The 22,512-nt window shown below is 39.1% G+C and carries 24 protein-coding genes; 6 read left to right on the forward strand and 18 right to left on the reverse strand.

What is annotated here, in order from left to right; all coding sequences use genetic code 11:
• Positions 1–48: 48 nt before the first annotated feature.
• Positions 49–825 (reverse strand): RNA methyltransferase, encoded by a 777-nt coding sequence (locus tag MMY79_RS04535; RefSeq protein ID WP_252612292.1) that lies wholly within the window; start codon positions 823–825, stop codon positions 49–51.
• 59 nt (positions 826–884) lie between these two features.
• Complete coding sequence (locus MMY79_RS04540; RefSeq protein WP_252612294.1) at positions 885–1,856, reverse strand: class 1 fructose-bisphosphatase; 972 nt, start codon at positions 1,854–1,856, stop codon at positions 885–887.
• 185 nt (positions 1,857–2,041) lie between these two features.
• Between MMY79_RS04540 and MMY79_RS04545 the strand changes: the two genes are divergently transcribed.
• Positions 2,042–2,227 carry an NF038105 family protein gene (locus MMY79_RS04545; RefSeq protein ID WP_004790651.1) on the forward strand — a complete coding sequence of 62 codons (186 nt, stop codon included), beginning with the start codon at positions 2,042–2,044 and terminating at the stop codon, positions 2,225–2,227.
• A gap of 57 nt (positions 2,228–2,284) precedes the next feature.
• Here the strand turns inward: MMY79_RS04545 and pal are convergent, their stop codons facing one another.
• The 10 genes from pal to MMY79_RS04595 form a co-directional block, all read right to left on the reverse strand.
• Positions 2,285–2,845 carry a peptidoglycan-associated lipoprotein Pal gene (gene pal / locus MMY79_RS04550; RefSeq protein ID WP_013197071.1) on the reverse strand — a complete coding sequence of 187 codons (561 nt, stop codon included), beginning with the start codon at positions 2,843–2,845 and terminating at the stop codon, positions 2,285–2,287.
• A gap of 27 nt (positions 2,846–2,872) precedes the next feature.
• Complete coding sequence (gene tolB, locus MMY79_RS04555; protein WP_252612296.1) at positions 2,873–4,153, reverse strand: Tol-Pal system beta propeller repeat protein TolB; 1,281 nt, start codon at positions 4,151–4,153, stop codon at positions 2,873–2,875.
• Between the two features lie 93 nt (positions 4,154–4,246).
• Positions 4,247–5,740 (reverse strand): cell envelope integrity protein TolA, encoded by a 1,494-nt coding sequence (gene tolA / locus MMY79_RS04560; RefSeq protein ID WP_252612297.1) that lies wholly within the window; start codon positions 5,738–5,740, stop codon positions 4,247–4,249.
• Positions 5,741–5,743: 3 nt separating this feature from the next.
• A complete protein-coding gene (gene tolR, locus MMY79_RS04565) occupies positions 5,744–6,196 on the reverse strand; it encodes a protein TolR (RefSeq protein WP_003650231.1) in 453 nt (150 codons plus the stop codon).
• On the reverse strand, positions 6,196–6,894 hold the full coding sequence (gene tolQ, locus MMY79_RS04570; RefSeq protein WP_252612298.1) for a protein TolQ: 699 nt from the start codon (positions 6,892–6,894) through the stop codon (positions 6,196–6,198). Before tolQ ends, tolR begins: the two co-directional genes overlap by 1 nt.
• A gap of 23 nt (positions 6,895–6,917) precedes the next feature.
• Positions 6,918–7,325 (reverse strand): tol-pal system-associated acyl-CoA thioesterase, encoded by a 408-nt coding sequence (gene ybgC, locus MMY79_RS04575; RefSeq protein ID WP_004699892.1) that lies wholly within the window; start codon positions 7,323–7,325, stop codon positions 6,918–6,920.
• Between the two features lie 210 nt (positions 7,326–7,535).
• Positions 7,536–8,870, reverse strand: coding sequence for a M20 family metallopeptidase (locus tag MMY79_RS04580; RefSeq protein WP_252612299.1), 1,335 nt, complete (start codon positions 8,868–8,870; stop codon positions 7,536–7,538).
• A gap of 205 nt (positions 8,871–9,075) precedes the next feature.
• Positions 9,076–10,080: a Holliday junction branch migration DNA helicase RuvB gene (ruvB, locus tag MMY79_RS04585; RefSeq protein ID WP_198079571.1), complete on the reverse strand. Its 1,005-nt coding sequence runs from the start codon at positions 10,078–10,080 to the stop codon at positions 9,076–9,078.
• A gap of 7 nt (positions 10,081–10,087) precedes the next feature.
• The gene (ruvA, locus tag MMY79_RS04590) at positions 10,088–10,687 is read right to left on the reverse strand and encodes a Holliday junction branch migration protein RuvA (RefSeq protein ID WP_016137345.1); all 600 of its coding nucleotides are present in this window, start codon (positions 10,685–10,687) and stop codon (positions 10,088–10,090) included.
• A gap of 93 nt (positions 10,688–10,780) precedes the next feature.
• A complete protein-coding gene (locus MMY79_RS04595; RefSeq protein WP_252612300.1) occupies positions 10,781–12,121 on the reverse strand; it encodes a deoxyguanosinetriphosphate triphosphohydrolase in 1,341 nt (446 codons plus the stop codon).
• A 309-nt stretch (positions 12,122–12,430) separates the two neighbouring features.
• Here MMY79_RS04595 and purL point away from each other — a divergent pair, with 309 nt between their 5' ends.
• The 4 genes from purL to MMY79_RS04615 all read left to right on the forward strand — a co-directional run bounded on the left by purL (position 12,431) and on the right by MMY79_RS04615 (position 18,262).
• Complete coding sequence (purL, locus tag MMY79_RS04600) at positions 12,431–16,264, forward strand: phosphoribosylformylglycinamidine synthase (protein ID WP_252612301.1); 3,834 nt, start codon at positions 12,431–12,433, stop codon at positions 16,262–16,264.
• 77 nt (positions 16,265–16,341) lie between these two features.
• Positions 16,342–17,547, forward strand: coding sequence for a multidrug effflux MFS transporter (locus tag MMY79_RS04605; RefSeq protein ID WP_252612302.1), 1,206 nt, complete (start codon positions 16,342–16,344; stop codon positions 17,545–17,547).
• A gap of 199 nt (positions 17,548–17,746) precedes the next feature.
• Positions 17,747–17,872: a KGW motif small protein gene (locus MMY79_RS04610; protein WP_252510131.1), complete on the forward strand. Its 126-nt coding sequence runs from the start codon at positions 17,747–17,749 to the stop codon at positions 17,870–17,872.
• A gap of 69 nt (positions 17,873–17,941) precedes the next feature.
• Positions 17,942–18,262: a hypothetical protein gene (locus MMY79_RS04615; protein ID WP_016137350.1), complete on the forward strand. Its 321-nt coding sequence runs from the start codon at positions 17,942–17,944 to the stop codon at positions 18,260–18,262.
• Here the strand turns inward: MMY79_RS04615 and MMY79_RS04620 are convergent.
• Complete coding sequence (locus tag MMY79_RS04620) at positions 18,255–19,055, reverse strand: enoyl-CoA hydratase-related protein (RefSeq protein ID WP_252612303.1); 801 nt, start codon at positions 19,053–19,055, stop codon at positions 18,255–18,257. The two genes, MMY79_RS04615 and MMY79_RS04620, sit on opposite strands and share 8 nt — an antisense overlap.
• A 109-nt stretch (positions 19,056–19,164) precedes the next feature.
• On the opposite strand from MMY79_RS04620, the gene MMY79_RS04625 reads away from it, so the two are divergent.
• A complete protein-coding gene (locus MMY79_RS04625; protein WP_252612305.1) occupies positions 19,165–19,740 on the forward strand; it encodes a nicotinate-nicotinamide nucleotide adenylyltransferase in 576 nt (191 codons plus the stop codon).
• 11 nt (positions 19,741–19,751) lie between these two features.
• On the opposite strand, the gene MMY79_RS04630 is transcribed toward MMY79_RS04625, so the two are convergent.
• From MMY79_RS04630 to MMY79_RS04650, 5 genes are all read right to left on the reverse strand, one after another.
• Positions 19,752–20,114 (reverse strand): glyoxalase superfamily protein, encoded by a 363-nt coding sequence (locus MMY79_RS04630; RefSeq protein ID WP_174732154.1) that lies wholly within the window; start codon positions 20,112–20,114, stop codon positions 19,752–19,754.
• Between the two features lie 11 nt (positions 20,115–20,125).
• Complete coding sequence (locus MMY79_RS04635; RefSeq protein ID WP_252612306.1) at positions 20,126–20,695, reverse strand: CAP domain-containing protein; 570 nt, start codon at positions 20,693–20,695, stop codon at positions 20,126–20,128.
• 117 nt (positions 20,696–20,812) lie between these two features.
• Complete coding sequence (locus MMY79_RS04640) at positions 20,813–21,274, reverse strand: peroxiredoxin (protein ID WP_252612307.1); 462 nt, start codon at positions 21,272–21,274, stop codon at positions 20,813–20,815.
• Between the two features lie 19 nt (positions 21,275–21,293).
• Positions 21,294–21,980, reverse strand: a complete 687-nt coding sequence (locus MMY79_RS04645; RefSeq protein ID WP_252612308.1) for a diphthine--ammonia ligase — start codon at positions 21,978–21,980, stop codon at positions 21,294–21,296.
• A 99-nt stretch (positions 21,981–22,079) separates the two neighbouring features.
• Positions 22,080–22,496, reverse strand: a complete 417-nt coding sequence (locus MMY79_RS04650; protein ID WP_017387866.1) for a hypothetical protein — start codon at positions 22,494–22,496, stop codon at positions 22,080–22,082.
• Positions 22,497–22,512 lie beyond the last annotated feature (16 nt).

Here is a 22,512-nt window from a genome sequence, read left to right on the forward strand (position 1 = left end):
TAATTGATTTTTTTCACAAATATGTGAGAAGTAAAATAAATTAACGTTTTATTGGCGTTGACGAACCATCTCAAAGAAACAAATAGATCCTGCAATTGCTACGTTTAATGACTCTTGCCCACCTGGCTGTGGAATAGTCACTGACTGTGCGTGCTCTAAAGCGTAATCACTTGCACCTTGGCCTTCATTTCCTAAAATCCAGACACAGGGTTTTGAAAGATCTTGTGAATAGAGGCTTGTTGAGTGATGAGAGCTTGTAACAAAAACTGGTGTTTGAAATTTTGGAAGAATATCTGTGAGCTGGAAGTTTTCAAAACAATGCAAGCTAAAATGGGCTCCCATACCTGCTCTTAAAACTCGTGGCGACCAAAGTGATGCAGATCCTTGTGTGCAAATGATTTGCTTAATATTTGCTGCTGCTGCTGAACGTAGCAATGTGCCTACGTTACCTGGATCTTGTATATTTTCCAGAATTAAAGTATCTACTTTATAGTCAATTGTTGATGCTGTTTTAGGCAAATCAATAATAGCTAAACAAGCTAAGCTCGTACCTAATGTGCTCAAATCTCTATATAAAACTTCGCTAATAACAAAGATATGGCCTTGATGCAGTTCAATTATTTTTTTTAAATCAGCATGTTCTAATGCTTGTTCTGTAGTAAATAAGGAAAAAATCTTTTTTTGCTGTTGTAACCACGTCAAACAGAGATGGGTACCTTCAAGAACTGTTTGTTGGTGCTTTTTTCGAGCGCTATTAAGTTCAATTAATCCACGCAAATGTTTAATTTTTGCATTGTCTTTTGATTCTAAAAAAATAACCGCCATGAGAAAATATCCAACAAAAGGGCACCATCATACTATGATGCCCTAAAGAATTAAAATTATTAATGATAGCTTGTTACACGTTCAACTTCATTTTTAGAACCAATAATTACAGGAACACGTTGGTGAAGCTCTGTTGGTTCAATGTCTAAAATGCGAACACGGCCTGTAGTTGATGTGCCACCAGCTTGTTCAATCAGCATACTCATTGGGTTTGCTTCATACATTAAACGTAAACGACCCGCTTTTTTAGGATCTTTTAAGTCGTATGGATAAAGGAAAATACCACCGCGACATAAAATACGGTGAATATCACCCACCATACATGCTACCCAACGCATGTTGAAATCTTTTTCACGAACAGAAGTTTTACCTTCAAGCAATTCATTAATATATTGTTTTACAGGCTCTTCCCAATGACGTTGGTTAGATGCGTTAATTGCAAACTCTTGCGTATCTGCTGAAACTTGAACATTGTCAGTAGTAAGCAAGAATGTTTGAGTTTCAGGGTCTAAAGTAAAGAATACTACGCCATTTCCTACAGTTAAGGCCATCATGGTTGATGGGCCATAAAGTACGTAACCAGCAGCAACTTGCTGTGTACCCGCTTGCATGAAATCTTCTGCTTGTGTTACCGCATTTTTTGCAGGCAGGATAGAGAAAATTGTACCTACACACATATTGATATCGATGTTGCTTGAGCCATCTAGTGGATCAAATAACACTAAATATTTACCATTTTCTTGTGCAGGTGTGAACTCATCAAGCTCTTCAGAAGCGAGGCCACCCACTTGTGGATGAACTTTTAAAGCATCAATTAAATAGTCATTTGAAATCACATCAAGTTTTTTCTGTGTTTCACCTTGAACATTTTCATTACCAGCACTACCCAAAATACCAGCGAGTGCACCTTTTTGTAAGGCTTGATCGATCGTTTTACAGGTAGTGGCGATAGTGTCGATGACTTGAGCCAACTCAGGTGTTAGATTCCCTTTTTGTTGTTGTAAAAATTGGGACAATGTGAGGTTGGACATATAAAATAGCTCCTGTGCTTCAAGCATCAAAATGAGTCAGATAAATACGAGGCATATTCTAGATGAGAATGTCACAAAATAAAAATTATCTTACTTTATTTGTGTTGGATTTATGCTTACAACCCCCATTTTAAATGGTATGTTGATTATATGACAACGGACTGTATATTTTTAGGAGAATCGAAATGACAACAAAGAAGTTTGATGCGACCCCAACAGCAGGTGAACCAATCAATCTAGATGAAATTTCGAAAGAAAATGTTCAGGAAGCTTGGAAAGACTACGAGGCTAAGCCTGAATATAAAGATTTTAATAAGCATGATTTGATTGAATCTATGCAACATTCTGAAGAAGAAAAGAAATCTTCTTAAGTTTTGTTGTTATAAAAAAACGCTCATAAAATATGAGCGTTTTTTTATGCATCTGCCTTATTTTAATAAAGGAGGCACTGCTTCGTAATTAATTTCAACGCGGCGATTTTCTTTCCACGCAGATTCATCATGTCCTGCATTTACAGGTGCTTCTTTACCATAACTTACAGCTTCAAGTTGCTGTGGGTTTACACCATTGGTAATTAAGTAGCTTTGTACAGCTTTAGCACGACGCTCGCCTAAAGCCATATTGTACTCACGTGTACCACGTTCATCTGTATGACCAGTTAATGCAACTTTTGAATTTGCATTTGCCATAAGGAATTGAGCGTGAGCTTGAAGCGTTTGATAGTCTTCAGTAGATAAATCACTACTGTCATAATCAAAATGAACAACGCGTTTAGCCAAAGCAGCTTTATTTGCCTCAGTTACACCTTTCGATGAAGCACCAGCCAAATTTTGAGCATTTAATGCCGCATCTTCACTTAAACCAGAAGTGTTAACTGTACTTGGATTTGTGCCAGTTGCAGTAGTTGTTGCTGGTTTGCGGCTAGCACAACCCGTCATTACAAGTGCTACACTAAGAAAGGGTAAAGCTAAATATTTGATTGATTTCATGATCTTCTCCATCAATGGAATTAAAAGTTATTTTGGTGCCCAAGCTGGTTCACGTACTTCACCTTGTTCACTTGGTAAATTCATACGGAAACGTCCATCAGTAGACATGATAGATAACAGGCCACGGCTGCCTTCACGAGTCGCGTAGACCACCATTTGCCCATTCGGTGAGAAACTTGGTGATTCATCTAAACTGGTTGGAGTAAGAATATTGGTGATACCAGTATTAATGTCCTGAATTGCAACTTTATAACTGCTGCCACTTGGACGATGAACAAGAGCAATTTTTTTGCCATCTGCACTCAAAGTTCCGCGTGCATTAAATGAACCTTTAAACGTTAGACGTTTTACTGAACCATCAGCAAAGGTATAACGATAGATTTGGGCTGAACCACCACGGTCAGAAGTGAAAATAAACGATTTTCCATCTGGTGTATAACGTGCTTCTGTATCAATTGCCGAGTCGTTTGTCATACGTTTGACTTGGCGAGTTGATAAATCCATTTGATAGATTTCTGGATTGCCATTCATGGATGCTGTAAATAGCATTGATTGACCATCAGGTGAAAAACTCGGTGCGCCATTTAAGCCTTTAAAGCTAGTGAGTACTTCACGTGTGCCAGTTGATAAATCTTGCAGATAAATTGCTGGACGTTTGGTTTCAAAAGAAACATAAGCAATTTTCTTGGCATCTGGTGTCCATGCCGGAGAAAGAATTGGGTCACGAGATGACAAAACAGTTTTTGGCTGTTCACCATCGGTATCTGCAATTTGTAGAGTATAACGCTCTGCAGGAGTTGCTGGATTTCTGAGTACATATGCAATACGGCCGCTAAAGTCACCTGGAATGCCAGTAAGTGCCTGATAAATAGCATCACTCACCATATGACCAGCTTGGCGTATGCGTGAAGCAGGAACATTTAAAAGTTCATTTAAAATGTATTGCTGCTTTTGTACATCATAAAGTTGATAATGAACTTCAAAACCTGTAGCTGTTTGTTTAATTTGTCCAGTAACTACATACGGAATTCCAGCAGTTTGCCAGTCAGAAGCTTGAATTTGATTGATTGCAGCATTGGCTGGCAAATTTTTAGATGAGCTTGTAAAACGTCCAGAACGGTTTAAGTCAGTTTCAACAATAGGAGAAAGCCCATTGTCATTGTTAAATGGGACAATAGCAATTTTTGGTGCCTGATCTGGTGCTTTAGCAATTTCCAGATATAACTGGGCAAAAGCAGTTGTAGAAGCAATAGGGCTTAAGGCGGTGATCAATGCTAAAGATAGCAGGTGTTTGCGGCTCGTATTCATAAGTTTAAAGTCATAGCAGATATTTTTGTGACTGTTGATTTTGTAGCATAGTTACATGCCTTAAACTATTTAAAGCATGTAACTCTTTCAAAATTATTGCGCTCTAAATGTAGAGTTAACACTTCTTGCTTCGCGTCTTGCATCAGGGTCTGATGGCATAGGATATGGTGCAGATGCTTGAATTGCGGCCTTAATACTTGCATCTAAAGCATCATCTCCGCTTGAACGTGTGATCACAATAGAATTAACGCTACCTGAGTCTGAAAGGGTAAAACGAACACCAACTGTTTTACCACTACTGCCAGTCGGGACATCCCAAGAGCGTCGAATTTTTTGCTCAAAATCACGTCTAGCTGAAGACGCAATTTTTTTAGCTTCGGCTTTCTTCTGAGCTGCTTCTTCTTGAGCTTTTTGAGCAGATGCAGCTTTTGCTTCGGCCTCTGCTTCAGCTTTACGTTTAGCATCATCAGCAGCTTTTTGCTGTTTAGCTTTAGCGTCAGCCTCAGCTTTTTGTTGCTTGGCTTTTGAGTCAGCTTCAGCTTTACGCTTAGCATCTTCATTAGCCTTTTGTTGTTTAGCTTTTGCATCAGCCTCAGCTTTGCGTTTAGCGTCGTCAGCTTTTTGCTGTTTAGCTTTAGCGTCTGCTTCAGCTTTGCGTTTAGCATCGTCATTGGCTTTTTGCTGCTTAGCTTTAGCGTCTGCTTCAGCTTTACGTTTAGCGTCGTCATTAACTTTTTGCTGTTTAGCTTTAGCGTCTGCTTCAGCTTTACGTTTAGCATCGTCATTAGCTTTTTGCTGTTTAGCTTTTGAGTCAGCTTCAGCTTTACGCTTAGCATCGTCATTAGCTTTTTGCTGCTTCGCTTTAGCGTCTGCTTCAGCTTTACGTTTAGCGTCATCATTAGCTTTTTGCTGTTTCGCTTTAGCATCTGCTTCAGCTTTTTGTTTAGCTTCTTGCTGTGCTCGAAGTTTAGCGTTTTCGGCTTTTTGAGCCTCACGTTTTAGCTTTGCATCGGTCTCTGCTTTTTGCTTAGCTTCTTCAGCAACTTTTTGTCTTGCCTTAGCATCTGCTTCAGCTTTTGCACTTTGTTCAGCCTTACGTTTTTGTTCGGCTTCGGATTTTGTTTTAGCCTCATTCTGGCGTTTAGCTTCAGCTTGCTGCTTTTGTATTTCCTCTATACGTTGCTGTTCTGCTGCTTGTTTAGCTTTTGCAGCTTCTTCAGCTTTACGTTTTTGTTCAGCTAATTTTGCTTGCTGTGCCTGTTCCACTTTTTGCTTTTGAGCAGCAAGTTGTTGAGCTGTTGGAGGAGGGGGCGTAGCCGGAAGATTTTCAGGAAGCGTTTCATCCACAATAGGCGTTAACACCTCTTTTGCTTCATTGGTAGCTGTAGTTTCTTGTTCAACTTCTTTGGCTAACGGAGGCGGTAAATCTTCTGGCTTAACTAAAATAGTTGTTAGCTTTTTTGGCTGTTCAGGTGGTTTACTCAAGCCTAAAAAAAGCAAGCCAACAATGGCAATTGCATGAACTCCTAGTGTAAAGCTCAATGCAATCGCATTTTGTTTAAAGTGTGGCTTTTGATTTTTATTCATAGCTTATTTTAAAGGCTCTGTCAGAAGGCCAACTTGAGTTAAACCTGCTTCTTGTAAACTTGCCATCAATGATACGACTTCTCCATAAGGACGAGACTTATCACCATTGACTAAAACTGTGAGTTGTTTATTTTCTTGTTCAGCTTGTTTTTGTGCATCGCTTAAAACTTCTTCAAGTTTTTCACGAGACAATGGTTCACTATCTTTGTAATCTTCATACTGAAGATAAATATTGCCATCTTTACCAATCGTGACCATGGCTGGCATATCTTTTGATTCGATTGGATGATTATTTGCTTGAGGTAAATCGACTTTAATCCCACTAGTAATCATGGGAGCAGTCACCATGAAAATAACCAAAAGTACGAGCATAACGTCAATATAGGGTACGACGTTCATATCACTTTTTAGTGGTTTTTTTATGCGCTCAAAGCGCCCTGAACGCTGAATTGCCATTATGCATCTTCCTGTGATGAACCCACAGACTGACGTTGCAATAAGGCAATCATCTCTTCAGCAAATAAAGCACGATCAGAGTAAACACTTTCACTTTTAGAAGTGAAGTGGTTAAAAGCCAATACAGCAGGAATTGCAGCAAATAAACCAATTGCGGTTGCAATAAGTGCTTCGGCAATACCAGGTGCAACAGTTGCCAAAGTGACTTGATCAACAGCAGCTAAACCGATAAATGCATTCATAATCCCCCAAACGGTACCGAATAGACCGATGTAAGGAGCTACAGAGCCAATACTTGCTAAAGTACCTAAGCCGTATTCTAAGTGGCTCTGATCACGACTCAGACCTACACGTAAAATACGTTCAGTCCCTTCAATTGTTTGTGAAACAGGGGCATGACGTTTTTTAAGCTTAAAAAACTCACTCAATCCTTGATAAAAAATATCTTCGAGACCTGAGCGTTTTGAGTTGAGCTGAGCATTGTTGTAAAGCGTATTGAGTTCAGCACCTGACCAGAACATTTTCTGGAAATGTTCATCTTCTTGATGTGCTTTTTTATAACTCATATGTAACTTGGCAATCAGATACCAACTAAAGATTGATGCTAACAATAAAATTAGCATGACCAACTGAACGACTGGACTTGCCTGTAAAATAAGGTCAGAAATATGCAGGGTTGATTCAATGTTTGTTGCCATAGTTACATATGCCGGTTGTTTTTTTAGTCTTGTTCCAATTCTTTACGAATAAGATCACGTATTTCTTCTGGAAGACGACGAGCTACAAGTTCTTTGCTTAAACATGCCAACTCAACCTCGCCAGAAGCAAGCAAGATTTCACCACGATAAATATTTTGTTGCAACACAAATGACGCAGCTTTACATGAAACTACACGTGCTGTAACAGTAATTAAATCATCCATTAAAATAGGACGCATGTATTTTACGTCAATTTTGTGTACGACAAAGTTGTAGTCTTTTTGATGCCAGTAATGATCAACGCCAGAAGCACGGAGCCATTCAGTACGGGTACGTTCCATATAGCGAATGTGGTTGGCATGGTAAACAATACCGCCTGCGTCCGTATCTTCAATATAAACACGAATGTTGAATTCAAAATGATTCGCCATGAGAGGATTCCGTTTTAGTTCACTATAGAGCTTTGTATCTAAAATATGACTGCTGAATAAAACATCAATTTTATTCGAAGCCACGTATATGCTTTAAATACGGGGCAGTTTAGCAGATTGCATACTAAGTCCTATGGCACAACCTTTCAATTGCGATTGCTGTATTTTTGATCGAAAAATGCTACATCTCATGGCTAGCATGCTTTTAAATTATAACGGTTTCCATGTCATTTGAACTTGTTTTGACATATTCGGATAATCTAATACGAATCTTACATGTAACTCAGTCCCTGTTTTTAAAGCTTTGTCATCCACAATAAAATAAGGATTATGATTCGGTGCAGCCTGACTTAAGTCTTGATTCTCTGGTGTAGCTCCCAAGAAGACAAAGAAGGAAGGCATCAGTTTGCCATAATAGGCAAAATCCTCACTAGCACTTGCATTGTGCTCAAGCACATGCAGTCTTGAAGCTCCTGCAACTTTCGCTAATGTTGGCTGAATAAGTTGAGTAAGGTTTTTATCATTCATGGTTACTGGTGCATAAGGTGCAATTTCAACTTTAGCAGTTACATCATTGGCTTGAGCATTATGCTCTATCATGACTGGTAAACTTTTTAAGATATTATTTCTTATTTCTTCGTTATTAGAGCGAATCGTACCGATCATATTGACCTGTTCGGGAATTACATTTCCTGCAGTACCCCCTTGAATATTACCAATACTGATTACACCCATACCTTGGGTTAGATCTGTTCTTCGGCTAATCAGACTTTGCAAATTATTAATCATGAGTGCAGATGCATAAATTGGATCTTTACCTAACCACGGCGTCGAACCATGAACCTGCTTACCATTGACCTGAATACGTAAGTGATCTGCACTATTTAAAATAGCACCGTCTTTATAGTAAAGGTGCCCACTTTCCATGCCTGCCATGACATGCATTCCAAAAATGACTTCTGGTTTATAGTCTTTAAAAGCACCATCTGCGATCATTTTTCGTGAACCGATTTGATCACCATGGGTAAAGTTATCTATATCTGCACTGCCTTCTTCAGCCGGTTGGAAAACAAAAATAACTGTGCCCGATATTTTATCTTTATTCGCAGCTAAAATTTTTGCTGCACCTAATAGCATTGCAGTGTGTGCATCATGTCCACAAGCATGCATCACATAAGTTTCCTTACCTTGATAAATTGCTTTTTGTTTACTGGCAAATGGAACACCGCTTTTTTCCTCCATGGGTAAAGCGTCCATATCGGCGCGAAGTGCAATGATAGGGCCGGGTTTATTACCTTTTAATATGCCAATTACACCTGTTTTCGCATAACCTGTTTTGACTTGAATGCCATAAGACTTCAACTCTCTTTGAACAAGGGCAGACGTTTTAAACTCCATATTGCCTAGTTCAGGATGTTGGTGAATGTTTTGTCTTAGCTGAATGACCTGATTTTCATTTTGTTGAGCAGCATCGTTAACCCAATCTGCTAAACTTAGTTGACTCATTAAGGCGAGTGGCAAAAATAAAGCGGCTTTCTTATACATGTCCTTATCCTAAAAATATTATTGTTCATAAGATTTAATATCTAGGTTTCTTATAATTCAGTTTTTTAAAATATTAAAAAATCAATAAGGTATAAAGAAAGACTTAAAAAGTATTGAGTGGCTAATCTATTGATAAGGCAATTATTATTTGAATAAAAAAAGAATAGTTAAATTAAAAAAGGAAGAGAAAACTCTCTTCCTTTGATTAGTTTTTAGGCTCAGGTGGTGTCAGGCCAAACTGTAAATAAGACTGATTGGTTGCAATGCGGCCTCGAGCAGTCCGCATGACATAACCTTGTTGAATTAAATACGGTTCAATCACATCTTCAAGTGTGCCGCTATCTTCAGCCATTGCTGCTGCTAGCGCTTCAACTCCAGCAGGGCCACCATCAAAACGCTCTAACAGCATGCTCAAATAACGTCGGTCTAGGGTGTCTAAACCTGCTTTATCAACATTGAGCATATCAAGGGCACGTTGAGCCATTTCATGGGTCACTTCGCCTGTGCCTTTCACTTGTGCATAGTCTCGCACACGACGTAATAAACGATTGGCAATACGAGGTGTTCCACGGGCACGGCGTGCAACTTCTTCTGCGCCCTCAACTGTGATGGGCACATTCATCAAGTTTGCAGAGCGTGACACAATGTGAGTGAGGTCTTCTACAGAGTAAAACTCAAGACGTTGCACAATACCAAAACGGTCACGTAGAGGAGAGGTGAGCAAACCCGCGCGTGTTGTAGCCGCAACAAGTGTAAAAGGGGGTAAATCGAGTTTGATTGAACGAGCAGCAGGGCCTTCACCAATCATGATATCTAATTGGTAGTCTTCCATCGCTGGATAAAGAATTTCTTCAATCACTGGAGAAAGGCGGTGAATTTCATCAATGAACAAGACGTCGCCTTCTTCAAGGTTGGTAAGCATTGCAGCTAAGTCACCCGCACGCTCCAAAACTGGCCCCGAAGTAGATTTAAGATTACCGCCCATTTCACGCGCAATAATATTGGCAAGGGTGGTTTTACCCAAGCCCGGTGGACCAAAAATCAGCGTGTGATCAAGTGCTTCACCACGACCGCGAGCTGCGCCAATGAAAATTTCCATTTGCTCGCGTACTACAGGTTGTCCGATGTAGTCGGCAAGAGAAGTTGGTCGAATAGCCCGATCAAAATGATCTTCAGGCTTTTCCGCTCCACTGATTAGACGGTCTTGCATAATTGTTTTACTTCATCATTGATTTAAGAGCAGCACGAATAATATCGGCTGATTCTGTGTAATCGGCTTTAACCGCAGCAACAGCTTTTTGTGCTTCAAGTGGCTTATAACCTAAAGATTGCAAAGCAGCTTCTGCTTCTGCCACAGGTGAGTTTGCAGCAAACTGAATTTGAGGCAGGGTAGCTGAAGTAGAAGTTCCTTGAGCTAATGTTTTGAAACGGTCACGAAGCTCAATCATTAAACGTTCAGCTGTTTTTTTGCCAACGCCCGGAACTTTTACTAACGTATTGATGTCGTCATGTTCAATTGTGTGCACCAGTAACTCAACACTTAACGTTGATAAAATACCTAAAGCCATTTTCGGACCGACACCATTTACTTTTAATAAAGTGCGGAAAATTGTTTTCTCTTGAGCATCACTAAATCCGTAGAGCTGTTGTGCATCTTCACGGACAACCAAATGCGTCCATAGCGTAACTTTTTGGCCTTTTTGTAATTGGCAAAATGTTGAAAGTGGCGTATCAATTTCATAACCCACACCATTTACATTTAGTAAGACAGTAGGGGCTTCTAGGGCAAACACTTCGCCAATTAAACATCCGATCATAGATTAGTTTCACTTATTCATAACTGTAAATCTGGTCGTTTTAACACTAATTGAAAACGACACTGGTTTTATTTCTTTCTATATCAAGCCAGCTTAAAACAAACCTATTTTATTACCTTGCAACTCTTGCGCCAAGCTATAAGCCTGATGATCTGAGAACTTACTGATAATATCGAGTACTTGCATAATATTGCTGTAATGATTATTGCTAAAGTTAGCACCATACAGACTAAGAATAGACATTAAACGTTGTTCTTTAAAGCTTAAAGATTTATGTGGTGTGGTCAGCGGTACAAATGCATCCAAAATTGTTTGCAAACTTTGATGCGCAATAATTTCTAAGCCAGACTTTTGTGGATGCTCAAAAATTTTATCACGCGCCAGATTTTTGGCTGTTTCGATACCAATTGCAATATCGGGTGAGCAATATTGTAAAAGGTTACCTTTAAGCTGACCTGTAATGATTTCATAATGATGTTTAGCAAAAGCTGTGGTGACTTCATCCACAAGCCGTTTCATAACACGACCACGTAATGCCGAAATCTTTTGTTGCCACGTGCTATTTGGGTGTGACAATTCTTCAGGCTGACCATAGTCGGCAATAAGGTTTAAGAAAATTGGCTCAACTTCTTGGTAACTCAGCATATTTAAGATAATGCCATCTTCTAAGTCAATTAAGGCATAGCAAATGTCATCCGCAGCTTCTAACAAATAGGTGAGCGGGTGACGGCAATAATGATATTCACCTAACTGAATAAGTCCGAGCTGTTCGGCAATCTGTTTTAAAATTTCTTTTTCAGATTGATAACAACCAAACTTTGCTCGTTGATGAGAAGGGCGATCACCTTGCGATGCAATGGTTTTTGAAAGCCATGGATACTTTAAATAAGCCCCTAAGGTTGCATAGGTTAAGCGCATACCTCCATCATTTGGATGATAGTCAATGCGACTTAATAATCGTAATCCTTGAGCATTACCTTCAAACTGGCGAACATCGGCTTCTTCTTCGGGGCTTAGTTTCTTCAAAAAATCATCATGTGAAGCATCGTCAAACCACTCACGAATCGCATATTCACCCGCATGTCCGAAAGGCGGGTTGCCAATGTCGTGGGCTAGACACGCTGCCTGAATAATTGCACCAACATCGGCCGGAGAAATCCAAACGGGTAATTCATTTTTTATTTTTTCTGCGGCAAGCATTCCCATTGAGCGGCCAATACAGGAGACTTCAAGAGAGTGGGTTAAACGGGTATGAATGCCATCATGCTGTGCAAGTGGGTGAACTTGCGTCTTACGGTTTAGCTGACGAAAACTTTGAGAAAATATAATGCGGTCATAATCTTTATGGAATGGGCTACGAGCCAGTTCTGTACTGCTTTTTTTACTACCTAAACGAACTGCAGAAAGCAGCTCTAACCAACGCATTTGTTCCATTTATCATTATTCAAAACTGTAAAACCTGATCATGCCAAAAAAAAGTTAAAAGCACTAGCTTGGTGCGACATAGTTTGTCTTAGTTCAGGTTTTATTATGTTATTGAATAAACATGAAACAATTTATTTTTAACGAGAATGCCTAAAAAAATGATTTTGAACAAAAAACTACTCACTTCTTGCAGAATTAGGTTACAGAATACTGATTCTACATCTAGCTGATTTTAGCAAGAAGCAGTAGAATATGCGCTCTCTCTAAAGTCACATTGCGGTAAGGTTCACAAGACCTGCCCGTGGAGCCAAAATCAACATGTTTATCGTGGCCGGTGCAGCAGCACATTCTTCTTTTAAGAAAGCTCAACTATTAACACGTTTATCGTCAATTAGTTCTGTTCAATCTTTTGACAGCCAATGGGTCTATTTGTTTGATCAAGCGCTCAACGAGCAGCAACATCAATCTGCTTTGCAATTATTAAATGACGGTGAGTCTTTTGAACTTCGTCAATCTGCAAGTGATGAGATTCAGATTTTAGTTACACCACGTGTGGGTACTATTTCACCTTGGTCTTCTAAAGCAACTGATATTTTCAAAAACTGTAATACACCAGTACACCGTTTAGAACGTGGTCTTTTATTCACATTAAAAGGTGTTACTGAAATTACGAATGAAGTTAAACAAGTACTTCATGACCGTATGACAGAAACAGTTTTTGCTCAAATTGATGATGCAAAAGCATTATTTTCAGAAACTGCTCCAAAACCATTAAATTCAATTGATATCTTGGGTCAAGGCAAAGAAGCTTTGGTTAAAGCTAACAATGAGTTTGGTTTTGCGTTATCTGAACAAGAAATTGATTACTTAACTGAAGCATTCGTTAAGCTGGGTCGTAATCCAAATGACATCGAGTTAATGATGTTTGCACAAGCAAACTCTGAACACTGCCGTCATAAAATCTTTGGATCTGAATGGACAATTGATGGTGAAAAACAACCATTATCATTGTTCCAGATGATTAAAAACACTTATAAAGAATCTCCAACTGATGTGTTATCTGCATATAAAGATAATGCTTCAGTAATTGTGGGTTATGACACGATGCGTTTTTATCCGAAAGCGGATGAAAATGGTCACTTTGTTTATAAATATAAGAGCCAAGCTGCTCATATTTTAATGAAGGTTGAAACTCATAACCACCCAACAGCAATTTCTCCATTTGCTGGTGCTGCAACTGGTTCAGGCGGTGAAATCCGTGATGAAGGTGCAACAGGTCGTGGTGGTAAACCAAAAGCTGGTTTAACAGGTTTCACAGTTTCCAACTTAAATATTCCAGGTTTTGAACAACCTTGGGAAGAAAACTACGGTAAACCTTCACGTATGGCATCGCCATTACAAATCATGATTGAAGGTCCATTAGGCGGCGCGGCATTCAATAATGAATTCGGTCGTCCTGCGTTAAATGGTTATTTCCGTACTTTCGAACAGAATGTAAATGGTGAAGTGAAAGGCTTCCACAAGCCAATTATGATCGCTGGTGGTTACGGTAATATCCGTCCTGACCATGTAGAAAAAGATGCGATTCAACCAGGTGATTTACTCATTGTATTGGGTGGCCCTGCAATGTTAATCGGTCTTGGTGGTGGTGCAGCATCTTCTGTAGATAGCGGTACAATGGGTGAAAGCCTTGATTTCGCTTCTGTACAACGTGAAAACCCAGAAATGGAGCGCCGTTGTCAAGAAGTAATCGATACTTGCTGGCGTTTAGAAGACTTCAACCCAATCGTTTCTGTACATGACGTTGGCGCGGGTGGTTTATCAAATGCTATGCCTGAACTTGTGAATGATCATGAGTTAGGTGCAGTTCTTAACCTTCGTAAGATTCCTTCATTAGAACCGGGTATGAGCCCAATGGAAATCTGGTCAAATGAAGCACAAGAGCGTTATGTTCTTGCTATTCGTCCAGAATCTTTAGAGCAGTTCGAAGCAATCTGTGCACGTGAACGTTGTCCGTTTGCTGTGTTGGGTGAAGCAACTGAAGCACGTCACTTAACAGTTGAAGATCCATTATTCCAAAATGATGCTGTTGATATGCCAATGCAGGTGATGCTTGGTGGTACGCCACGCATGCAACGTTCTTATGAAACTATTGAACGTAGTGGCGATGATTTTGACGCTTCAAAAGTTGATTTGAAAGATGCGATTTTCCGCGTATTGAAAAACCCTACAGTTGCGTCTAAGTCATTCTTGATCACAATTGGTGACCGTTCAATTACAGGTATGGTTGCACGTGATCAAATGGTTGGTCGTTGGCAGGTTCCTGTTGCAGATGCAGCAGTAACAACAACAAGTTTGCAAGGTTTCACTGGTGAAGCAATGGCAATGGGTGAACGTCCACCAGTTGCATTGTTAAACCCAGCCGCATCTGCTCGTTTGGCAGTTGCTGAAGCAATTACCAATATTGCATGTGCAAACATTGAACAAATTAGCGATATCAAACTTTCTGCAAACTGGATGGCTGCTGCTGGTCAAAAAGGTGAAGATCAAGCATTGTTTGAAGGCGTGAAAGCAATTGGTATGGAAATGTGTCCTGCTTTAGGAATTGCGATTCCTGTAGGTAAAGACTCACTTTCAATGCGTACGACTTGGAATGACAACGGTGAAGATAAAGCTGTAACTTCTCCAATGACGGGTGTAATCACTGCATTTGCTCCAGTAACTGATGTTCGTAAGACCTTAACACCTGAACTTAAAAATTTAGAAGATTCAGTACTTGTTCGTATTGATTTATCTAAAGGTCAGTTCCGTTTAGGTGGTTCGATTCTTGCTCAAGTATATAAAGCAATTGGTTCAATCACTCCAGATGTTGACAGTTTTGATGATTTCAAAGCGTTCTTCGCTTTAATCCAAGATTGGAACAACCGTGGCTTGATTCAGGCTTACCATGACATCGGTGATGGTGGTTTATTAGCTTCTGTAGCTGAAATGATGTTTGCTGCACGTTTAGGTGTTGCGTTAGAAAACCAGACTACTGCAGGTTTATTTGCAGAAGAAATTGGTGCAGTACTTCAAATCAAAGCAACTGATTGGGACGCTTTACAAGCAGAAATCGCAACTTCTAGCTTAAAAGATGCAATTGCTGTAGTTGGTCGTGTAAATAACTCAGATCAATTATCTGTAAATGGTTTAACTTTAGATCGTGCTGAATTACAACAAGCTTGGTCTGAGGTATCTCATCAGATCCAACGTCTACGTGATAACGTAGAAACTGCTGATCAGGAATTTTCATTAATTACTGACAATGCGCATCAAGGTTTGATTGCTAAACCAACATTCGACTTGAATGAACCTGTTGAAGCACCGTTCATTAATACACGCCGTCCTAATATGGCAATCTTGCGTGAGCAAGGTGTAAATGGTCATATTGAAATGGCAGCAGCTTTCGACAAAGTTGGTTTCAATACGATTGACGTACACATGAGCGATTTACTTGCTGGTCGTGTAAGCCTAAGTGATTTCGAAGGTTTAGTGACTTGTGGTGGTTTCTCTTACGGCGACGTTATGGGCGCAGGTGGTGGTTGGGCAAAATCAGTATTGTTCAATGCTAAATTACGTGATCAGTTTGAGCAATTCTTCCACCGTGAAGATACTTTTAGCTTAGGTATCTGTAATGGTTGCCAAATGTTGTCACAATTGGCGCCGCTTATTCCGGGTGCTGAACACTGGCCTCGTTTCCACCGCAATATGTCAGAAGTTTTTGAAGCTCGTAGCGTAAACGTTCGTGTTGAAAAATCTGTTTCTGTATTACTTGATGGTATGGAAGGTTCAATCTTACCGATTGCTGTTGCACATGGTGAAGGTCGTGCTGTTGCAAGTGAAGCTAACATTGCAAGCTTGAATGCAGCTAATCAAGTTGCATTGCGTTATGTTGATAGCCAAGGTAACCCAACTCAGCATTATCCATTGAACCCGAATGGCTCACCTGAAGCGATTACTGGTGTTACCTCTAAAGATGGTCGTGCAACGATTATGATGCCGCATCCAGAGCGTACCTTCCGCGCACTTCAGCATTCTTGGAAACCAGAAGAGTGGACTGAAGACGGTGCATGGTTACGTATGTTCCGTAATGCTCGTAAGTTTATTGGTTAATATAAAGATTGAAATAAGCCACCGTAAGGTGGCTTATTTATGTGTAGTACAATTTTAATAGATAGTGGAGAAGAAAAATGAAATCAAAAATCCATTTCCGTGAATTTGCATTGCTCATGGCATTGCTTATGTCGATTGTTTCTTTTTCGATAGATGCAGTCTTACCTGCTTTAGGTGAGATTGGCCGTATTTTTGAATTAAAAAATAATAACCAGTCGCAGTGGGTCATCATTGGTATCTTTTCTGGCATGACCATTGGACAGCTCATTGCGGGGCCTCTATCCGATGCTATTGGGCGTAAACGCATTTTATTCACAGGAATTATTATTTATTTTCTGGGAAGTCTATTGTGTTTTTCCACACAAAGTTTTGAGTGGTTTTTAGTTGGGCGCTTTATTCAAGGTATTGGCGTTTCAGGGCCATACGTTGCTTCTATTTCAATTGTTAGAGATAAATACAGTGGAGCTCAAATGGCTCGTATTATGTCTTTAATTATGATGGTATTTATGGTGGCTCCAGCAGTTGCACCGAGTTTAGGGCAGCTCATTATTCATTTCTTTGGTTGGCGTGAAATTTTTGTTTTATATATGGTTTATGCCACAGTGGTTGGAGCATGGGTCGCTTTACGTTTAGAAGAGACGCTACTTCCTGAAAATCGTTTACCTATGCGTTTAAAAGCATTTCAAGAGGGCTTTAAAGAAGTAGTGAGTAATAAAACTACCATGAGCTATCTCTTATGTGCCGGTTTTTGCTTTGGTGGATTTATTGGTTATCTGGGAACTTCCCAGCAAATTTTTATGCAGCAGTTTGGTAAAACAGGACAAGAGTTTAGTGCTTATTTTGCCGTGCTTGCTGGTGTGATGGGAATCGCCTCATTTACCAACTCTAAAATTGTTATGAAGTTTGGTATGCGTCCAATCTGTATTTATGGCTTTTTAGGCTTGTGCTTAATTTCTTTAATTTTCTTGGGAATCCAGCTTTTAGGTGTGGCTGTATCCTTCTGGATGTTTATGTTTTATGCCTGCATTTTATTTTTATTATTTGGAACTCTATTTGGCAATTTAAACGCGATTGCGATGGAACCGATGGGGCATGTCGCTGGAATGGCGTCGGCTATTATTGGTGCAGCCTCTTCTATATTGTCACTTATTCTTGCTTCTATTATTGGGCAGTTATATAACGGTACATTAATTCCAATGACCTGTGGTTTTGCTATTTTGTGTGGTTTGGCTTTTGCTATGACGATATATGAGAATAGATATTTAAAAAAATTGAGTGCTTAACAATATCAGTGTGAGGATAGTTCTATGATTTTTAAATTTTCTTCACACTCTGACTTTTATATGGATGAATAAGGCTGTTTAAGAATTTTTGAAAACGTATCGGAGTATAGACAACTTACTATTTAATCCCTTATGCTCTATTTGATGTTGGTTCAATTTTTGCTTTCTCTGTAACAACGATAAAAAATCGGAGATCAAAATGATGAAAAATGAAAATCATATAAAAACGTTTTATAAAAAAGATAAGGGCTGGCAATTGTTCGGTTTAGCACTTGCCATTCAAATACTATTTATTGGAGTAAATTATTTATTAATGATGAGCTGATTTTGCTTATTGGGCTTTTAAAACGGTATGATTTAAACCCCACTTATAAAATCTTGAGTCATTTTGCTCATGTTAAAGCTGATTTATTACGTACCTGAGTCACATCTTGAGTCGACTAAACAAGCTATTTTTTCTGCTGGTGCAGGTGGTATCGGTAATTATGAACACTGTGCATGGCAAGTGAAAGGAATAGGGCAGTTCAAACCAGTTAAAGGAGCCGATCCTTATATCGGAGAGCTAGGTGAACTCGAACAAGTCGAAGAATGGCGTGTGGAAACTATTGTGATTGAAGAAAGCGCAAGGGCTGTAGCGAAAGCATTAAAGGCAAGCCATCCTTATGAAGAGCCTGCCTTTGAGTTTATTCAAATCATAGAAATTGATTTTAATTAAACTGAGAGAAATCTGATTTACGTTTTTGCATAAATGCTTGTACTGCTTCTAGCATTTCAGGCGAGTGAACGCGCTGCATAAAGATTTCAGCTTCATGATCAATACATTCAATAATTTGCTCTAAATTATGCTTCATAAGCGCTTTTGTCTGCTTCAATGATGCAAGGGGTAAGGCTGCTAAATGCTGAGCTGTTGCCTGAGCAGATGCGTAAGAATCTTCAACCACTTCATTAACTAAGCCAGCTTGTACTGCGGTTTCAGCATTGAATTTTTTTGCAGTAAGTAGAAGCTCGGCTGCTTTGTGATAACCAGCTTGTTGAATGAGTAATTGACTTGCACCACCTTCTGGAGAAAGACCAAGACTTACAAATGGAATTTGGAATAGGGCCGTGTTGTCAGCAAAAACTAAATCTGCGTGTAATAAAATCGTAACGCCAATTCCAATTGCCACACCTTTTACTGCAATAATAAGTGGTTTTGATAATTTGGCAGCTGCTTTGAGTAAAACAAATGGTGGGACTTCGCCCGCTGGACCCATGTTAGGATTTTGTACAAAACCCATAAAATCTTTCATGTCATTACCAGCAGTAAAATCTTGCTCTACACCACGTAGAACGACTACTCGAACATCTTTATTAAGGTCAGCTTCATTCAGTGCTTTGGCAATCCATAAATAAAGTTCGCCATAGAGTGCATTTTTTGCATCTGGGCGATTTATGGCTAAGGTGAGTACGCCACCTTCTAAATTTGCGTTTAAATGTTGATGAGGTTGTTGAATACAGCTAAGTGTCATCGTACTATCCTTGCTTTAAACCACGTTGTTAATTTTTAGGTTCTCATTATGGCGCATATTTTTTGTAATGCGCGTTACTGGTGAGTTCATAAAAAGTGAAAATCTAATTATGTATAAATTTGACTATCTCGTTTTTATAGGGCGTTTTCAACCATTTCATTTGGCTCATATGCAGACAATTGAAATTGCCTTACAACAAAGCCACTATGTGGTTTTGGCGCTAGGCTCTGCTCAAATGGAACGTAATATTAAAAATCCGTTCTTAGCAGTAGAGCGCGAGCAAATGATCTTGTCAAATTTTTCATTGGAAGAACAAAAGCGCATTCTTTTTGTACATGTAATGGATGTTTATAACGACGAAAAGTGGGTAAAACAAGTCAAAACTTTAGTGAACGGCGTGATTGAACCGAATTCAATCGTTGGCTTGATTGGGCATTTTAAAGATGAGTCTTCTTATTATTTACGACTATTCCCTGAATGGATTATGGTTGAGCTGGATAGCTTAAAAGATTCAATTTCAGCAACACCAATGCGCGAAGCTTATTATCGCGGTGAAATCCAAACGGAATTTTTTCCTGTAGGAACTATTCAATTTTTGGATGAGTTTAAAAAAACACGTACTTATCAACAACTACAGCAAAGATTTGAAGAGGATGACCGTTCAAATCTCGATGAGTTTGAGTAAACGTATATTGATTAAGCATCTGCCCAAAAGATAATTCGGTTGGAAAAAGGATCGGTGATACTGAGTTCTAGAGTTTCCCAATCTGTTTTTTCAACCTGAGGTTTAGAGAATTTATAATCTTTTTGGCTTAGTTCACTGTGCAACTCATAGATATGTTCCCAATAAATACGAATTGCACTATGTGGGCTTGCATCTCCAAAATGCTCAGATAGATGAATAACACAATCATCTTTAGAAATTTGTAAATATAACGGGAAGTTATCTTCGAATTGATGTTGCCAATCAAGCTGAAAACCTAAGAAATCAAGATAAAATGATTGAGCTAAATCAACATCAAAAATTCTTAAAATTGGGGTGATTGAACCTGATTGCATCATTTTTCCTTTTAACGTGTACCAAATTGTTGAGTCCAATAACTCTTTTGCTTTACAGACTGATCAGAAGCACACGCGATTGCGTAAGTAGTGAATTTTGGATTCATTAGATTACTACAATGCAAGGGACTTGTTAGCCATTTAGACATAACTTGCCCTAAAGTTTTTTGGCCACTCGCGACATTTTCGCCATTGGCTTTACCAAGTGTATTGTAAAGCTTCAAACGTGATTTTAAGTCCAGACCTGTTGAGCCAACATGCCCGAGAAAGTTATGTGTTGCCATATCTTCACTATGAGAGAGTGCACCTTTATATAAATTATTACTCCAACTTAGCGGTTTGGTTGCTGGAAAATACTGCTGGCCACATTGGCGTGATTGCTGCCGAATTTGATTAATCGTGTTCAGTACAGCTTGTTGGTAGGCTGGGTTTTGTAGATCTTGGCAGCTTATTTCATTGGAGTTTTTTTGAATTTGAGCAATGGATGGGGTGGTGTCAGTGGATATTGCTAATGTATTTGCACTACATGCACCAATAAAAACAGTAGCAGACAGCAAAGAGTAAGTTTTGAGTAGACTCATATCATTGCCTTAAAATAATTATTCTAATATTTTTATGATACGCCAAAGTCAAAGTGTTGGGTAATGCTTTGCAAACAAAAAGCGAGTGTGAAACTCGCTTTTTGTTTGTTACGGTTATTAAGCTGTTTGAAGAGCTTTCAAGTCTTCTAGAACTTGTTCTGCATGCCCAGCAGCTTTAACTTTACGATAGCTTTTAACTAAAGTTTTGTTATGGAAAATGAAAGTAGAGCGTTCGATACCCATCACTTTTTTTCCATACATATTTTTTTCTTTAATCACGTCGAAGTGTTTACACAGTACTTCTTCTTTATCACTAATCAGATCAATGGTAAGCGCTTGCTTTTCAGTAAAGTTTTGATGTGCTTTTACAGAGTCACGCGAAACACCGTAAATACGAGCACCCAAAGCTTGAAACTGATCTTTTAAACAAGAAAAACCAACAGCTTGTGTTGTACATCCTGGAGTTGAGTCTTTAGGGTAAAAGTAAATGATTAACCATTCATTTTCGACCTCAGTCAAGTTCACTTCACCTTGTGTTGTTGGGAATACCTGATTTGGTAATTGGATATTGTCAGTCATTTCTCATCCTTCAAAAAAGCTAAATTTGATCTAATTCAAGTGGTAAAAAAGCATATTCCTCATGATAAACAATATCGAGCTTTCTTACAGGAATTGGTTTGTTAAAAATTGGGCCATCAATTACAGTGGTATGAAATTCACCGCCTTCACCACATGGATCAATACCACGGTTTTCAAGTTCTTTTATATATTCTAAGGTTAGCGTTTTTCCTAAATCTTCAATTGTCATTCCTAGTTTTAAGTTCACTGTCACAAGCACACTACGGAAACCAAGATTAATAAATTCTTCAACAACTTCACGATGTGGGCGAAGCCAAAGAGGCATTCCTAATTTAAGTCCCACCTGTTGAGTTATTCGATCATGCCAACAGCCATGTTCAGGCATATCTAGATCACCTGTAACAAGTACCTCGGCACCTTGTTGTTTTGACTGAATGAGTAATTCAATAAATTTAGCTTCATAGTCATTCCAGCTTGATGAAGCCATAAATACTGGTAAGCCGATTGCTTCAGCTTGAGCTTGAATAATATCAAGTGGCATAGCATGTGAACGAGAGCGCTGACCTTGTTCTTCCAGCATGATAATGAGTCCATTAACTGTACCAGTTTGCATTGCATGGTAGAGTGCAAGGGAGCTGTCTTTGCCACCACTGAATGAGACAATAGAGGTCTTATTTATTGCGTTAGTTTTCCATTGTTCTTGCATAGTTTATTTCAGGTGAATCGTTCAAGTTCGATAAGGCGATTTTAACAGAGCCACAAAAAAGCCTGCATAAATGCAGGCTTAATTTGGAATAATAAAATTTTATTTTTTAGGAGCTTGTTGTTGAGCTGCTTTCATTGCATCTTCAGTTAATTTTTCAAGCTTAGTTGTTAACTGAGGGCCGAAACATGCTTTAAGATCACGGTTTTGTTGTTGTACAAATCCTAGAGAGCTTGGGCTTTTCTTCGCATTGATTGCACTTTGGATTTCCCATTTTTGTGCTTCAGTGACTTTACCTTGTGCTTCAACTTGGCAGCTACAGAATTTGCTAACTTCAGATGAACTTAGTTTACCACCTTTAGCTGTTTGATCTTTACAAACGTTAACTAATGCACCTTTAACGTTAGTGCTTTTATATGCTGCTTGAACTGGGTTTTCGGCAGCATGCGCTGTACCAGCCATAAGAGCAACTGTTGAAAACAAAGATGAAAGAATAAGATTTGATTTTAACAACTTCATAAATTTTACCTACTTA

Origin of the sequence: Acinetobacter sp. XS-4 (assembly GCF_023920705.1) — a bacterium.
GTDB lineage: Bacteria > Pseudomonadota > Gammaproteobacteria > Pseudomonadales > Moraxellaceae > Acinetobacter.

What these genes read in the sequence shown, in the direction of transcription:
- MMY79_RS04535 (WP_252612292.1), bottom strand. Translation starts at nt 825, where the DNA reads ATGGCGGTTATTTTTTTAGAATCAAAAGACAATGCAAAAATTAAACAT.
- MMY79_RS04540 (WP_252612294.1), bottom strand. Translation starts at nt 1,856, where the DNA reads ATGTCCAACCTCACATTGTCCCAATTTTTACAACAACAAAAAGGGAAT.
- MMY79_RS04545 (WP_004790651.1), top strand. Translation starts at nt 2,042, where the DNA reads ATGACAACAAAGAAGTTTGATGCGACCCCAACAGCAGGTGAACCAATC.
- pal (WP_013197071.1), bottom strand. Translation starts at nt 2,845, where the DNA reads ATGAAATCAATCAAATATTTAGCTTTACCCTTTCTTAGTGTAGCACTT.
- tolB (WP_252612296.1), bottom strand. Translation starts at nt 4,153, where the DNA reads ATGAATACGAGCCGCAAACACCTGCTATCTTTAGCATTGATCACCGCC.
- tolA (WP_252612297.1), bottom strand. Translation starts at nt 5,740, where the DNA reads ATGAATAAAAATCAAAAGCCACACTTTAAACAAAATGCGATTGCATTG.
- tolR (WP_003650231.1), bottom strand. Translation starts at nt 6,196, where the DNA reads ATGGCAATTCAGCGTTCAGGGCGCTTTGAGCGCATAAAAAAACCACTA.
- tolQ (WP_252612298.1), bottom strand. Translation starts at nt 6,894, where the DNA reads ATGGCAACAAACATTGAATCAACCCTGCATATTTCTGACCTTATTTTA.
- ybgC (WP_004699892.1), bottom strand. Translation starts at nt 7,325, where the DNA reads ATGGCGAATCATTTTGAATTCAACATTCGTGTTTATATTGAAGATACG.
- MMY79_RS04580 (WP_252612299.1), bottom strand. Translation starts at nt 8,870, where the DNA reads ATGTATAAGAAAGCCGCTTTATTTTTGCCACTCGCCTTAATGAGTCAA.
- ruvB (WP_198079571.1), bottom strand. Translation starts at nt 10,080, where the DNA reads ATGCAAGACCGTCTAATCAGTGGAGCGGAAAAGCCTGAAGATCATTTT.
- ruvA (WP_016137345.1), bottom strand. Translation starts at nt 10,687, where the DNA reads ATGATCGGATGTTTAATTGGCGAAGTGTTTGCCCTAGAAGCCCCTACT.
- MMY79_RS04595 (WP_252612300.1), bottom strand. Translation starts at nt 12,121, where the DNA reads ATGGAACAAATGCGTTGGTTAGAGCTGCTTTCTGCAGTTCGTTTAGGT.
- purL (WP_252612301.1), top strand. Translation starts at nt 12,431, where the DNA reads ATGTTTATCGTGGCCGGTGCAGCAGCACATTCTTCTTTTAAGAAAGCT.
- MMY79_RS04605 (WP_252612302.1), top strand. Translation starts at nt 16,342, where the DNA reads ATGAAATCAAAAATCCATTTCCGTGAATTTGCATTGCTCATGGCATTG.
- MMY79_RS04610 (WP_252510131.1), top strand. Translation starts at nt 17,747, where the DNA reads ATGATGAAAAATGAAAATCATATAAAAACGTTTTATAAAAAAGATAAG.
- MMY79_RS04615 (WP_016137350.1), top strand. Translation starts at nt 17,942, where the DNA reads ATGTTAAAGCTGATTTATTACGTACCTGAGTCACATCTTGAGTCGACT.
- MMY79_RS04620 (WP_252612303.1), bottom strand. Translation starts at nt 19,055, where the DNA reads ATGACACTTAGCTGTATTCAACAACCTCATCAACATTTAAACGCAAAT.
- MMY79_RS04625 (WP_252612305.1), top strand. Translation starts at nt 19,165, where the DNA reads ATGTATAAATTTGACTATCTCGTTTTTATAGGGCGTTTTCAACCATTT.
- MMY79_RS04630 (WP_174732154.1), bottom strand. Translation starts at nt 20,114, where the DNA reads ATGCAATCAGGTTCAATCACCCCAATTTTAAGAATTTTTGATGTTGAT.
- MMY79_RS04635 (WP_252612306.1), bottom strand. Translation starts at nt 20,695, where the DNA reads ATGAGTCTACTCAAAACTTACTCTTTGCTGTCTGCTACTGTTTTTATT.
- MMY79_RS04640 (WP_252612307.1), bottom strand. Translation starts at nt 21,274, where the DNA reads ATGACTGACAATATCCAATTACCAAATCAGGTATTCCCAACAACACAA.
- MMY79_RS04645 (WP_252612308.1), bottom strand. Translation starts at nt 21,980, where the DNA reads ATGCAAGAACAATGGAAAACTAACGCAATAAATAAGACCTCTATTGTC.
- MMY79_RS04650 (WP_017387866.1), bottom strand. Translation starts at nt 22,496, where the DNA reads ATGAAGTTGTTAAAATCAAATCTTATTCTTTCATCTTTGTTTTCAACA.